This is a genomic window from Shimia sp. R9_1, assembly GCF_017743775.1.
GTDB lineage: Bacteria > Pseudomonadota > Alphaproteobacteria > Rhodobacterales > Rhodobacteraceae > Shimia.
In genome coordinates, this window is sequence record NZ_JAGHRN010000004.1 from 328,217 (window position 1) to 340,800 (window position 12,584).

General features: G+C 56.8%; 13 protein-coding genes. 6 read left to right on the forward strand and 7 right to left on the reverse strand.

Going from position 1 to position 12,584, the window contains the following annotated elements; all coding sequences use genetic code 11:
* Positions 1 to 10: 10 nt before the first annotated feature.
* The 6 genes from J7399_RS20985 to J7399_RS14925 form a co-directional block, all read right to left on the reverse strand.
* Positions 11 to 1,330: a MerR family transcriptional regulator gene (locus J7399_RS20985; protein WP_247742905.1), complete on the reverse strand. Its 1,320-nt coding sequence runs from the start codon at positions 1,328 to 1,330 to the stop codon at positions 11 to 13.
* Between the two features lie 15 nt (positions 1,331 to 1,345).
* The gene (gene ihfA / locus J7399_RS14905) at positions 1,346 to 1,648 is read right to left on the reverse strand and encodes an integration host factor subunit alpha (protein WP_209063326.1); all 303 of its coding nucleotides are present in this window, start codon (positions 1,646 to 1,648) and stop codon (positions 1,346 to 1,348) included.
* 123 nt (positions 1,649 to 1,771) lie between these two features.
* Positions 1,772 to 2,746, reverse strand: a complete 975-nt coding sequence (locus tag J7399_RS14910) for a beta-ketoacyl-ACP synthase III (RefSeq protein ID WP_209087172.1) — start codon at positions 2,744 to 2,746, stop codon at positions 1,772 to 1,774.
* Positions 2,747 to 2,769: 23 nt separating this feature from the next.
* Entirely contained in the window at positions 2,770 to 3,858 is a 1,089-nt protein-coding gene (gene plsX, locus J7399_RS14915; RefSeq protein WP_209087174.1) for a phosphate acyltransferase PlsX, read from the reverse strand.
* A gap of 20 nt (positions 3,859 to 3,878) precedes the next feature.
* Positions 3,879 to 4,085 (reverse strand): 50S ribosomal protein L32, encoded by a 207-nt coding sequence (gene rpmF, locus J7399_RS14920; RefSeq protein WP_058311355.1) that lies wholly within the window; start codon positions 4,083 to 4,085, stop codon positions 3,879 to 3,881.
* A 138-nt stretch (positions 4,086 to 4,223) separates the two neighbouring features.
* Positions 4,224 to 4,784, reverse strand: coding sequence for a DUF177 domain-containing protein (locus J7399_RS14925; RefSeq protein ID WP_247742906.1), 561 nt, complete (start codon positions 4,782 to 4,784; stop codon positions 4,224 to 4,226).
* A 110-nt stretch (positions 4,785 to 4,894) separates the two neighbouring features.
* Between J7399_RS14925 and bamE the strand changes: the two genes are divergently transcribed.
* The 4 genes from bamE to J7399_RS14945 all read left to right on the forward strand — a co-directional run bounded on the left by bamE (position 4,895) and on the right by J7399_RS14945 (position 9,928).
* Positions 4,895 to 5,368 (forward strand): outer membrane protein assembly factor BamE, encoded by a 474-nt coding sequence (gene bamE / locus J7399_RS14930; RefSeq protein WP_209087176.1) that lies wholly within the window; start codon positions 4,895 to 4,897, stop codon positions 5,366 to 5,368.
* A gap of 94 nt (positions 5,369 to 5,462) precedes the next feature.
* Positions 5,463 to 6,191 carry a GNAT family N-acetyltransferase gene (locus J7399_RS14935; RefSeq protein ID WP_209087178.1) on the forward strand — a complete coding sequence of 243 codons (729 nt, stop codon included), beginning with the start codon at positions 5,463 to 5,465 and terminating at the stop codon, positions 6,189 to 6,191.
* Positions 6,192 to 6,251: 60 nt separating this feature from the next.
* Positions 6,252 to 8,063 (forward strand): ATP-binding cassette domain-containing protein, encoded by a 1,812-nt coding sequence (locus tag J7399_RS14940; RefSeq protein WP_209087180.1) that lies wholly within the window; start codon positions 6,252 to 6,254, stop codon positions 8,061 to 8,063.
* A gap of 251 nt (positions 8,064 to 8,314) precedes the next feature.
* On the forward strand, positions 8,315 to 9,928 hold the full coding sequence (locus J7399_RS14945; protein WP_209087182.1) for an RNA-directed DNA polymerase: 1,614 nt from the start codon (positions 8,315 to 8,317) through the stop codon (positions 9,926 to 9,928).
* A gap of 87 nt (positions 9,929 to 10,015) precedes the next feature.
* Here J7399_RS14945 and J7399_RS14950 read toward each other — a convergent pair whose 3' ends face one another.
* Positions 10,016 to 11,032, reverse strand: a complete 1,017-nt coding sequence (locus tag J7399_RS14950; RefSeq protein ID WP_209087184.1) for a ribose-phosphate pyrophosphokinase — start codon at positions 11,030 to 11,032, stop codon at positions 10,016 to 10,018.
* A gap of 107 nt (positions 11,033 to 11,139) precedes the next feature.
* Between J7399_RS14950 and J7399_RS14955 the strand changes: the two genes are divergently transcribed.
* Together J7399_RS14955 and J7399_RS14960 are read left to right on the forward strand one after the other, a co-directional pair.
* Positions 11,140 to 11,739 carry a 2-hydroxychromene-2-carboxylate isomerase gene (locus J7399_RS14955; RefSeq protein WP_209087187.1) on the forward strand — a complete coding sequence of 200 codons (600 nt, stop codon included), beginning with the start codon at positions 11,140 to 11,142 and terminating at the stop codon, positions 11,737 to 11,739.
* 3 nt (positions 11,740 to 11,742) lie between these two features.
* Positions 11,743 to 12,549, forward strand: coding sequence for an alpha/beta hydrolase (locus J7399_RS14960; protein ID WP_209087189.1), 807 nt, complete (start codon positions 11,743 to 11,745; stop codon positions 12,547 to 12,549).
* Positions 12,550 to 12,584 lie beyond the last annotated feature (35 nt).

Sequence of the window (12,584 nt, forward strand, 5' to 3'; positions counted from 1 at the left end):
CCCTTCCGGATTAGCTTGCTTTGGCGTGCAATGCCTCAAGGCGCGCCAAAAGTTCAGCGGCGCGGCTTTGATTTTCTGGCGCCACACGCACCTGTTTGGTGAACACGGAAAGGAAGGCATCCTGGCTTTCCTCCTGTTCAATTGTCATGCCAGTTGTTTCTGCCTCGACAGGCTGGCCTTCCTCTGCACTGACGGGCTGAACTACGTCTGCTGAAGGCATATCTTCAGGCGTCGCAGGTGCTGTCTGTTCTGGTGCGGAAGTCTCATTCTCGGCAGACGCATCAACAGCCTGAGCTGTGTCTGCAGCAAACGGAGCAGCCTGTTCCGGAGAAGAAGCGGCAGGGGCAGTCGTTTCTGATGTTTCGCTAACTGCCGGCTTAAACGCCGGTTCCGGCATGTCGGTCGGGCTTGTTTCAAGCGTGAACTCAGCAGCGCTATCCGTCTCGGTCAGCGCAGGCGTTTCATCGCTCTCAGGTGAGAAATCAGCATCAAGCGTGTCCTCGACAGTGAAATCCGCTTCTACATCCGTTGGCGCGGAGGAGGCTGTCGCAGGCTCAGGCGTTTCTGTCTCTACCAAAGAGTCGAGCTCTTGTTCTGCCGATGCTGCGTCCAAAGACGCAAAGAGATCGCCAATGGTGGCGGTGTGCGCACTATCCGTTGAGTTGCTGGCGGTTGGGGCGGAGGCTGGCGTGTCGTTACCAGCACTTGGCGTTGGCTCAAAGCTCATCTCCGCGTCAGCGGTGTCCGTTCCGACCGTGTTTGGAAGCTCTTCTGGCTCAAAGAGAGCCGGGGTTTCCGGATCATCTGCGCCTGCAGCCACAGGAGCAGCAATCTCGTCTTGTGAGATCTCTTGCTCTTCTGTGCCAGTCAATTCTGTTTCAGGAGCTTCTGGCAGTGGCGCATCTTCGAGCTCTTCTTGGGGCTCAAAGGCTGGCGCTTCGGCCTTTTCAGAGGGGGTAAACTCCTTCTCAGGAGATGGTGCTACGTCCGTCTCAGTCGCCACCGGTTCCGGCGTCGCTTCGATATCTGCCTTGGCAGGGGACTTGCTTGGCTCGTCAATTGGCTGAGACAGCGAAGAAACGTGTTTGACACCCATTTCGCGAATGAGCTTCTGCGCGTCTTTGATGGGCATGCCATCTTCGTGCAAAAGCTTTTTGATACCGCCCAGCAACTCCATATCCTGCGGTCGATAATAGCGTCGACCACCGGCACGTTTGACAGGTTTCACCTGCGAGAATTTGCTTTCCCAGAACCGAAGAACATGGGTTTGGACATCAAGCCAATCGGCCACTTCGCTGATTGTGCGAAAGGCCTCCCGGGATTTCGCCATGGGATGTAACTCGCTTTATTTCTTATTGCCTGCCGCGACGCGGTCTTTCATCAGGTGAGACGGGCGGAAGGTCAGCACGCGACGCGGGTTGATCGGCACTTCCTCACCGGTTTTGGGGTTGCGGCCAACGCGCGCGGCCTTGTCGCGGACGCTGAAGGTGCCGAACGAAGAGATCTTCACCTGTTCGCCACGGACCAGTGCATCGGACATATGTGCCAGAACACTCTCTACGAGTTGCGCGGAATCATTTCGGGAAAGGCCCACTTCGCGAAACACGGCTTCGCTCAGGTCCATCCGGGTCAATGTCTTTCCAGTCATGCAGTCCCCCTTGTGAATAACGCTCTCAAAAAACATAGAGGCATGGGAATTTATAAGTCAATGATTTGGGCTGTGCCAGCCCCGTTTAACTTTGATGTGCACCAAAGGCTTAGGCGGCAATGCTTACCAACGAAGCGCCACCGATCCCCAAGCCAAACCACCGCCAATAGCTTCGGTTACGAGCAGGTCACCGGGTTTGATTTTGCCGTCGGCAACACCAACGGAAAGCGCAAGCGGAATGGAGGCCGCAGACGTGTTGCCGTGGTCCTGAACGGTGACAATCACGCGTTCCATCGGGATGCCGAGCTTTTTTGCGGTGCCTTGAATGATCCGGATATTGGCCTGATGCGGTACGATCCAGGCGACGTCATCATGGCCCAGATTGATCTTGTCGAGCGCAGTTTGCGCTGTAAAGGCGAGCTTCTCGACCGCCTGACGGAAGAGCGCGTTGCCCTGCATGCGCAGTTTTCCGGAGTCACCTGAGGTGGAGACCCCGCCGTCGACATACAGCATATCGCGATAGCGGCCATCGGAATTCAGATCAGCGCTCAGAATGCCGCGATCAGAGGATGTGCCTTCGCCTTCTTGCGCTTCGAGAATAAGCGCGCCTGCGCCGTCCCCAAAAAGCACGCAAGTGGCGCGGTCTGTCCAATCCATGATCCGGCTGAAGGTTTCAGCACCGATCACCATCACACGTTTGGCCTGGCCAGAAACAATCAGCGCATTGGCGTTTGTCAGCGCATAGACAAACCCGGCGCAAACCGCCTGAACGTCAAACCCAAAGCCGCGAGTCATGCCGATTTTCTGCTGCACCATGGTGGCAACAGACGGGAATGTCAGATCAGGAGTGGAGGTGGCCACAACAATCGCATCAAGATCATCGGCCTCCAGCCCGGCATTTTGCAGCGCTGCTTTGGCGGCGAGGCTGCCAAGATCAGAGGTGGTTTGACCATCTGCCGCAAAATGGCGGCGCTCAATGCCTGAGCGCGTACGAATCCATTCGTCGGTCGTGTCGAGGGTTTTTTCAAACTCGGCGTTTGGAACGACCCGTTCGGGCAAGTAGTGGCCTATACCCAAAACCACGGCGCGTGTCGTCATCTGTGAGCCTTGCTATATTATAGTTATTCGCTTGAGTTCTCGGCATCTTGCGGCAGGGAAACCGCAGATGCAACCCGCGCGGCGAGCTTTTCAGAGAAGCCTGATTGCGCGAGTTTGAACGCTAGCTTTACCGCGGAGGAAACACCGGTGGCATCAGAGGAGCCATGTGATTTCACGACGGTTCCGTTGAGACCAAGGAACACACCGCCATTTACGCGACGCGGGTCGATGCGTTTGTTGAGGCGATTAAGGGAGGTGTAGGCCATCAGAGCCGCGAGACGCGAAAGGGGCGAATACTTGAATGCCTCACGCAGACGGGCGCCAATAAGCCCCGCGGTGCCTTCGCCAGTCTTAAGCGCCACATTGCCTGTGAAGCCATCTGTGACAATCACGTCGGCCTTATCTGCCGGAATGTCATTGCCTTCTACAAAACCGACAAAATCATAATTCGCGATCTCAGCATTGCGCGCGATCAGGTCGTGCGCGAGCTTGAGCTCGTTGCGCCCTTTGTGTTCTTCTGTGCCGACATTCAGCAGGCCAACACGGGGGCGTTGAAGCTCCATGCCATTGCGCGCGTAGGAGGCCCCCATCAGGGCATATTGCAGCAGGTCATGTTCATCCGCGCTGATGTCCGCACCGGCGTCGAGCATGATGTTGAAGCCCTGCGGGGCGCGGGATGGCCAAAGAATAGCGATGGCCGGGCGGTCCACCCCGAGAATTTTGCGCAGGCGGACAACGGAGAGCATCATAAGCGCGCCGGTGTTGCCGCAGCTGACCACGGCATCGGCTTCGCCGGAGCGCACCGATTCGATGGCGGACCACATGGAGGTGGATTTCCCGCGCCGTATCACGTCGCGCGGCTTGTCTTCCATTGCAACCGCACCGGAGACATCGCGAATCTCCACGCGCCCTTCGAGATTGCGTTTGCGCGCAATCAAAGGTTTCAGCTCGGCTTCAGGGCCGTGCAGAATGAAAGCAATATCCGGGTTTTTGTTCGCAGACAGCGAAATGCCGGCAACAACAGCTGCCGGCCCGCGATCGCCACCCATGGCGTCAACTGAGATCACCGTGCGCCCGCCAACGGGGTTTGCTGATGTAGTCAAACCGGCCATGAGGACGCAGATCCTGTTGTTTATGCTGCGTCTTCGTCCAGATCGACGTCTTCAACCATCGCAACGACTTCACGGTCGTCGTAGTGGCCGCAGGATGCGCACACGTGGTGAGGGCGCTTCAGCTCGCCGCAGTTTGGGCATTCGTTAGGGTTCGCTGCAACCAGGGCGTCGTGTGCACGGCGGTTGTTGCGGCGCGATTTAGATACTTTGTTCTGCTGGACAGCCATGTCGCAACCTTTGATTTACTGGGGCAAGTTGCCCGTTTTCCTGAGCGTCCTGAGCCTCTACGCAATAAGCGCGCCCGAGTCCAACGCTAAATTCGAATGAGCGCGCGAAAATACTGCGATTTTCCCACAACGCAAGCCCTATTCGTCGTCTTTTGCCGACAGTTGGTCCCGCAGGGCCGCCAAGCCAGCAAAGGGGCGTGCATCTTCGTCTGTCATCGCCTTTTTCCCCGCTTCGGTAAAGACGGCATCTTGCAGTTCTGCGCCAGCAGCGCGCGGAAACTGCGGGACATTCAGCGCCAAGGCTTCCTGCATGACCGCAAAGACATCAATGGTGCTGCCAAGCGGTTCGGCGTCTTCGTCCTCAGGCATCTCAACTTCTTCGTCTTCAGCAACCAATTCTGGCATCTGGGCGAGGAAGCGGCGCTCGATCTCTTCATCTATTCGTGAAGTCACAGGATCCAGAGACACTACGCAGGGCTGGACGACAGTTGCCCCAAGGTCGGCCACAAGCTCCCAGTCGTTTTTGCCAAAGGCGTGGATCTCGCCTTTAAAGACCAGCTTTTTGAGCCCTATCAAATCAAGCTCTTTGGCAATGGCCTCAAGTGTTTGAGGATCGGGGCGCAGCTCAAACGGCGTGGCGCGATTTTGCGGGAGGTCCGCCACACGAAATGTGGTGGAAGAGGGCACGGTTTGTGACATGGTTTCTGACTTTGGTCTGGAGTGATCCAACGCGCTTACATTCTTGAACCGCGCGCATTCCTTCTATAAGCGAGATAAAAGGCAAGACGAGCCAACACAAGAGGACAAAGATGAACACGCGCAAGACGATGATCAAAGTGACGGTCATGGGGGCGGTGATTTTGTCTCTGGCCTCCTGTGCGACGCGATACAGAAATCACGGCTATGTGCCTTCTGATGAAGAGCTGGCTTCGATCACGCTTGGTGTGGATACCCGCGATTCCATTGCAGAGACCTTTGGCCCGCCGTCAGCCTCCGGTGTTTTGAACGACAGCGGCTATCTCTATGTGCGCAGCCGCGTGAAGCACTTTGGCCCGCGTCGGCCGGAAGTGGTGGAACGCCAGATCGTCGCCATTGGTTTTGACGGCAACGGAATCGCACGCAACATTGAGCAATATGCGTTGGAGGACGGGCAGGTCGTGCCGTTGTCGCGACGTATCACCGACAACAACATCCAGTCCGGTGGCCTATTGCGACAGCTGGGGGCAAACCTCGGAAACTTCTCGCCAATTGGCGCGCCAGCTCCGGGTTCGGGTGACTTCTAAGTCCTTGAGGCAAAACCGTCGGGCGTATGTCATTTGGCTGTCACCGGCGGTCTGCTAAACACATCGCATTCGGGACCAGCCCATAGGCAAGAAGATGCTGCAACAAGGCCGTTATCAGGTGCGGATCGCCGCCAGCGAAAAGGATTTGCAGGCGGCGCAGCGGCTGAGGCATCTGGCGTTTCACGGGACAGCAGATGCTCTGGACTGCGACGACTTTGATCCAATCTGCACACACTACCTGATTGAGGAGTGCTCGAGCGGGCGTTTGGTCTGTGTTTTCAGGATGTTGCCGCTTACCGGTGGGGCCGATATCGGGCGGAGTTATGCCGCGCAGTATTATGAGCTGAGCGCCCTGCATGAGTATCAGGGCCGCATGGTGGAAATGGGGCGGTTCTGTATGCATCCTGAGGTGCATGACCCCGATGTGCTGCGCCTCGCTTGGGCGGCGATGACCGCCTATGTCGATGAAAACAATGTCGAACTTCTCTTTGGTTGTGCGTCTTTCTCAGGTACGGATGCCAACAATTACCTCGACAGCTTTGCCATGCTCAGAGACCGTCACCTTGCACCCAAAAGGTGGCTTCCCAAGGTCAAGGCACCTAGCGTGTTTCGCTTTGCCACGCGGCTGCGCCACAGGCCGAATCTCAAACTCGCGCAGCGGCACATGCCACCCATGTTGCGCAGCTATCTGATGATGGGGGGCTGGGTCAGCGATCATGCCGTGGTGGATGAAAAAATGAATACGCTGCATGTGTTTACCGGTGTTGAGATTAAAGCGATTCCGCCGGCGCGCAAACGCTTGCTGCGGGCGCTGACGGCATAAGCTCGAACTCGGCCCGGTGAAGGTTGACGGGGTTTCATTTGCGGGCTAGGCGCTTTTGTCATGGCACGTATACCTCTTTTGCAGATGAGCGATATCTCCCTGACCTTTGGCGGAGATCCGGTTTTTAATCAGCTGAGCCTTGTGGTGCAGCCCGGCGATCGGGTGGCGCTGGTCGGGCGCAACGGGTCGGGCAAATCTACCTTGATGAAGGTGATGGCCGGGCTGGTTGAAGCGGACCGCGGAGAGATCGTTGTGCCGCCGGGCATCAGCGTGGGCTACATGGAGCAAGACCCTGATATGAAAGGGTTTGCGACGCTTGGGGATTTCGCTTCGGCAAGCCTTGATCCGGGGGAGATGTACAAGGTTGAGCGGGCCGGTGAAGGTCTCAAGTTTGATCCGGCGCGCGCGGTCGAAACTGCCTCTGGCGGGGAGCGGCGGCGGGCAGCTTTGGCGCGACTGATGGCTGAGGCCCCGGAGTTGATGCTGCTGGATGAGCCGACAAACCACCTTGATATCGAGGCAATTGCCTGGCTTGAGGCGGAGCTGAAAGCGACCCGCGCGGGCTATGTTCTGATCAGCCACGACCGCGCGTTTCTGCGTGCTCTGACCCGTGCAACCCTTTGGATTGACAGGGGAATGGTGCGGCGTCAGGAGAAAGGCTTTGAGGCGTTTGAGGCTTGGCGCGACAAGGTTTGGGAAGAAGAAGACATCCAGCGCCACAAAATGGATCGCAAGATCAAAGCCGAGGCGCGTTGGGCGGTGGAAGGCATCAGTGCGCGGCGTAAACGCAATCAGGGCCGTGTGCGGGCGCTGAAGGATCTGCGGGCAGAGCGTGCCTCGATGATCTCGCGGCAGGGCTCTGCGGCGATGGAGCTGTCGGCGGCACCAAAGTCTGGAAAAAAGGTGATTGATGCCAAGGGCTTGTCCAAAGGATTTGGCGACAAAGCCATTGTGTCGGACTTCTCTCTGACGGTGCAGCGCGGGGATCGGGTGGCCTTTGTGGGGCCAAATGGTGTGGGCAAAACCACGCTGATCAAGATGCTGATGGGGGAGCTGGAGCCGGACGCCGGGACGGTGACTTTGGGCACCAATCTGCTGCCTGCGGTGTTTGATCAGGCGCGTGCGAAACTGGACCCTGAAATGACCCTATGGGACAGTCTGACCGGCGACCCCGAGATGCGGGTTTCGGGCAAGGCGGATCAGGTGATGGTGCGCGGCAACCCCAAGCATGTTGTTGGATACCTTAAAGAATTTCTGTTTGATGATCGCCAAGCAAGAGCGCCGGTGCGGTCGCTTTCCGGTGGTGAAAAGGCGCGGTTGCTGCTCGCAAAATTGATGGCCAAAGAGAGCAATCTTCTGGTCATGGACGAGCCGACAAACGACCTTGATGTGGAGACGCTGGATCTTTTGCAGGAGCTGCTGGATGACTATGACGGCACCGTGCTTTTGGTCAGCCACGACCGGGATTTTCTGGACCGCGTGGCCACCACAACCATCGCGATGGAAGGCAATGGCCGGGCTGTAACCTATGCCGGGGGCTGGTCGGATTACCGAGCGCAGCGGCAGGAAGATGCGCCGAAAAAGGCCGAAAAAACAAAAGCTAAAGCGGAGAAGGTGAAGCAGGAAAAAGCGCCGGCAGCAGGGCTGAGCTTTACCGAAAAGCACCGCCTTGAGGCGCTGCCGGGGATCATGGAACGGCTGGAAGCGGAGATCGCGAAGCTGGAAGAATTCATGGCGGATCCGGAGCTGTTCACCAAAGAACCGGTGAAATTCCAGAAGGCGACAGAGGCGTTGGTGGAACGTCAAACGGCGCTTGCGGAAGCCGAGGAAGAGTGGCTGACGCTCGAGGAAAAAGCCGAACGCAACACCTGAATCGCACGTCGGTATCGCGTCTGTATTGCGTCGTTATCGCGGAGGTTTGCGATTCTTGAATATGTTGCTTTGGGACGGTGGGGTAGGAAAACCTAGGGAATTATATTTTTCTCGGTTGGTCAGGCGGCTGTCTCGACCGACCGACGGGTGTTTGCAATGACGTGAAAGGCGAAGTTCCCACCTCTTGCTTTAGTTGATTGATCGCAGGTTGAGGGCTATGTTTGCTCAAACAAATTTGAATGAGCAGTTCTTTGAACAGACCAGAATTTGAGAAGATGGAGCGCGCTGTCGATCTTGCGATAGAGCGTATTGTAGAAAAGGGCAGCGATGATGTATTCCGACCGCCGATTTTTTCGAAGTCAGCCGAAAGCCTTCTCATAGAAAGTCATCAGGTAGATTTTAGGAGAGACGCGAAGCGCGAAGCACTGAGATTTTTAAGGGCAGCGGATCTAAATAACGAGCGCGTGGGTCCTACTCGTCGTGGATTGGTAACGAAGGATCAGCATACCTTTAGGGAGGTCGCGTGGCTCGATCCTTTCGACGCAGTCAAATACCTCGCAGTTTCTTTGATGGTTTTTGAACCGATCGAAAGGTCCCGTTTGCCAAAAGCAGACGGCTGGGTGCACTCACATCGTATGTCGGAGCGTCATGACCAAATATTTGATCCAGAGTTTGGGTATGACAGTTTTCGAGCCAGATCTTCATTGCTGTCTAGGGAAAGAGTTGGGCAGTGGAAGGTCGTCACAGATATTTCGAACTTCTTTGATAGGATAGGAAACCACACCCTAGAAAATCACCTAAGAGATATTGGTTGTGACGAAAAATATGTTTCGCTGATCCGTGAGATGCTTTTCTTTTGGGCAGGCGATAGAAGAAGCTACGGAGTGCCCGTCGGCTCTGATGCTAGTAGAATTCTATCAGAAGCGGTCCTTCTAGATGTCGATCTAAAAATGAAGGACTCTGGACTGCAATTTGTGCGCTATGTTGACGACTATAGAATTTTCGCGGAAACGCGGCTCGATGCTCTGAAGGCTGTTGAGACTTTGACTTCTTTGCTAGCTGATGAGGGGCTCTCTCTAAACAGTCGAAAAACAAGTATATTTGAGATTGCAGACCCCGAAGAAGTGGCTGCGTTGGCGAACAGCTTTGCCGGAGGCGAGCATGAGCAGATTGACTTAGATGAAAAGATTGAAGTCAGAAAGGCGGTTAGGGTTAGCGGTGTAACTTCTATCTCGCGTTTTTACCGTGAGCCGGGCAAAGAAGCGCTGAGCAAGATAGTCAATACACCAAAGCAGGAGATTTTCGCTGGTCTAATTGAAGCCACCGATGCAACCCTAGAGCAACATATTAAGCTAGCGGTTAAGTACTTTGTCTACGCCGACCAAGATGTTGAGATCTTGCAAAAGCTCATTGAGGAGAAAATTACTGCCATCTTCTATATTTGCGACGCGTTGGTTAAAGAGGCAGAAAGGTTTGATCACAAAAAGTGTGCTGAGATAAAAGGAGCAATTTTTGATTGCTTTCCTTGGTCTCAAACGGCTTATCCACTTCAAGTGCCCGTGATCAGAGTTGCTTCGCATCCGAAGTTTTTGGAACCAAAGTTTGTAGAGAGAATTGTGGACTCTCACCTTCAGACAGACAACAAGCTCTTTTTCAGGGAAGCCATTGCACTTGGGGCTCCATGCTTAGATCGTTCTCGCTTAAGAAAGCTCGCGATTGAAGTCTTTGGAAATGTGCCGCCATTTGTACAAAGAGCGATTTTCACAGCGGTTAGAGACCATGCCGCACTTTCTACTGCTGAAAAGCGATCGCTGCTGAAGAACATGAAGCAGCATGGGGAAGATTGGTTTATCAACAGGTTATAGGTCGTTTTCCTCGCTCCTAACACGAGAACCTAAAAAGCCCCGACGCATCCGCCGGGGCTTTCTCTATTCTAACGCTTTCGCCTCAGATCAGGCCTTAAACAGACCCTCATAGGCAGGCTCCAGAGTCTCGGTCTCAAACAGAGAGCTCACCGAGGTGCCTGCGGCGGTGTTCATGATGGCTTGGGCAAACATCGGTGCGGTGGGCACGATGCGGATGTTGCTGGCGCCGAGCACGGCTTCGGTGGGCTCGATGCTGTCGGTGATCACCAGAGACTTCATCACGGAGTTGGTGATGCGCTCAATCGCGGGGCCGGACAGAACACCGTGGGAGATGTAGCTGTGGACCTCGGTGGCGCCGTGCTCCATCAGCACTTCGGCGGCTTTACAGAGCGTGCCTGCGGTGTCGCAGATGTCGTCCACGATGATACATTTCTTGCCTTCGACATTGCCGATCACGGTCATCTCCGCGACTTCGCCCGGCTTCTCGCGGCGTTTGTCGACGATGGCGAGCGGGGCGTTGATGCGCTTGGCCAGCTCACGCGCGCGGGCCACGCCGCCCACGTCAGGGGAGATGATCATCACGTCAGAGAGCGTGTCTTTGAACTGGGACATGATGTCGAGCGCAAAGATCGGGGAGGCGTAGAGGTTGTCCACCGGGATGTCAAAGAAGCCCTGAATCTGCGCGGCGTGCAGATCCATGGTGAGCACGCGCTCGATGCCCGCTTCGACCATCATGTTTGCGACAAGCTTGGCGGTGATCGGCGTGCGTGCCTTGGTGCGGCGGTCCTGACGAGCGTAGCCGAAGTAAGGGATCACGGCGGTGATGCGGGCGGCCGAGGAGCGGCGCAGGGCATCGGCCATGATCAGCAGTTCCATCAGGTTGTCGTTGGCCGGATTGGACGTGGACTGGATGATGAACATGTCTTCGCCGCGCACGTTGTCGTAGACTTCGACAAAGATTTCGGCGTCATTGAATCGCTCAACGCGGGCGTTGACCAGATCCATCGCAGAGCCCCGGTGCATGGTCATGCGCCGCGCAATCGCGTTGGCAAGCGGTTTGTTGGCGTTGCCAGTGATCAGTTTGGGTTCGAGAATGTTTGCCATAGCGCGGAGGTCCCTAGGTGGCTTTGGTGACAGATTCGTGACATTGCACTCCGCTTAACATGGCCCTAACGTCTCGCAAAGCGATGCAGATGGATAGAGGGGCGCAAATGGCCACGATCACCTATTATTTCTCGACAATTTCTCCTTATACCTATTTGGCAGGCACCCGTCTGGAGGAGGTTGCGGCCAAACACGGGGCGGAAATTGTCTATAAGCCGCTGGATATTATGGCGCTGTTTGCGCGCACCGGGGGCACGGCGCCCAAGGATCGGCACGCCAGCCGTCAGGAGTACCGCGCGCAGGAGCTGGTGCGTCAGGGCAAGAAGCTGGGCATGGATTTCAACCTCAAGCCCGCGCATTGGCCGACCAATATGGCGCCGTCCTCTTATGCTTTCATCGCGGCACAGAATGCCGGTGGCGGTGATCTGGGCGCGCTGGCGCATGGCTTCACCCGGGCCTGCTGGGCGGAGGAGAAAGACATCGCACAGGATGACGTGATCCGCGATTGTCTGAGCGCGGCAGGCTTTGATCCGGCGCTGGCGGACAGCGGCATGCTGGTCGGCGCTGAGACCTATGCGCGCAATCTGGAAGAGGCGGTGGAGGCCGGAGCCTTTGGCGCGCCGTTCTACATCACCGACGATGGTGCGCGGTTCTGGGGGCAGGACCGGATTGAGGAGCTTGATATGCATCTGGCCGGTAAGCTCTGACAAATGGCACTGGACGGGAAAGCAGAGGCCGCAGATCACGGCCTCTATTGGCGTGTGCTGGGGCAGGGGCCGAGGAAAGCGCTGGCGCTGCATTGCAACCTTGGGCATTCCGGCGCGTTTCGCGGTATTGCCGAGGCACTGGGGGATGTGCTGACGCTTGAGGCTCCGGATATGCCGGGGCACGGGCGCAGTGTGGCCTACCGCGAGGAGATCCCGGCCGGGCAATGGATGCTGGATGCGATCCTTGATCAGATCACCGAGCCTGTGGATGTGATCGGGCACAGCTATGGCGGGCTGCTGGGTCTGCGGCTGGCGCTGTTGCGCCCTGATCTGGTGCGCTCGCTCTCGCTTTATGAACCGGTGACCATGCTGGGCGCGCAGGCCGAGGCTCCGGAGGCGGTGGCTGAGAACCATGCCCATATGGAGCGGGTCATTGCGCTTTATGAGGCCGGGGACTCTGAGGGTGCGGTGCGGCTGTTTGTGGAGGAATGGGGTGATGGACGCCCCTGGGCGGCCCTGCCGGAGGCCACGCGCGCGCAGTTTGCCGGGCTGATGTCCTTTGTGGTCGCCAGTCAGCTTGATGTGCTGCATGACGTGGGCGATATCATGCCGCGCCTTGGGCAGATCGAGGTGCCGGTTGTTGTGATGGACGGTGCGCTGTCGCCGGCGATTATGAAACCGGCCTGCGATTATGTCGCAGCGCAAGTGCAGAACGGGCGGCGGGCGACTGTTGCTGGCGCGGGGCATATGGGGGCGATTACCCATGCGGCGGAAGTTGCGGCTGAGGTGCGGCGGACGGTGGGTGTTTGACCCCCGCCAACCCAGTGCTGTGCGCTGCGCGTGCG

Excerpts from the sequence above, each read along its gene's own strand:
- J7399_RS20985 (WP_247742905.1), bottom strand. The coding sequence starts at position 1,330 with ATGGCGAAATCCCGGGAGGCCTTTCGCACAATCAGCGAAGTGGCCGAT.
- J7399_RS14910 (WP_209087172.1), bottom strand. The coding sequence starts at position 2,746 with ATGACGACACGCGCCGTGGTTTTGGGTATAGGCCACTACTTGCCCGAA.
- plsX (WP_209087174.1), bottom strand. The coding sequence starts at position 3,858 with ATGGCCGGTTTGACTACATCAGCAAACCCCGTTGGCGGGCGCACGGTG.
- J7399_RS14950 (WP_209087184.1), bottom strand. The coding sequence starts at position 11,032 with ATGGCAAACATTCTCGAACCCAAACTGATCACTGGCAACGCCAACAAA.
- J7399_RS14960 (WP_209087189.1), top strand. The coding sequence starts at position 11,743 with ATGGCACTGGACGGGAAAGCAGAGGCCGCAGATCACGGCCTCTATTGG.
- rpmF (WP_058311355.1), bottom strand. The coding sequence starts at position 4,085 with ATGGCTGTCCAGCAGAACAAAGTATCTAAATCGCGCCGCAACAACCGC.
- J7399_RS14940 (WP_209087180.1), top strand. The coding sequence starts at position 6,252 with ATGGCACGTATACCTCTTTTGCAGATGAGCGATATCTCCCTGACCTTT.
- J7399_RS14935 (WP_209087178.1), top strand. The coding sequence starts at position 5,463 with ATGCTGCAACAAGGCCGTTATCAGGTGCGGATCGCCGCCAGCGAAAAG.
- J7399_RS14925 (WP_247742906.1), bottom strand. The coding sequence starts at position 4,784 with ATGTCACAAACCGTGCCCTCTTCCACCACATTTCGTGTGGCGGACCTC.
- ihfA (WP_209063326.1), bottom strand. The coding sequence starts at position 1,648 with ATGACTGGAAAGACATTGACCCGGATGGACCTGAGCGAAGCCGTGTTT.
- bamE (WP_209087176.1), top strand. The coding sequence starts at position 4,895 with ATGAACACGCGCAAGACGATGATCAAAGTGACGGTCATGGGGGCGGTG.
- J7399_RS14955 (WP_209087187.1), top strand. The coding sequence starts at position 11,140 with ATGGCCACGATCACCTATTATTTCTCGACAATTTCTCCTTATACCTAT.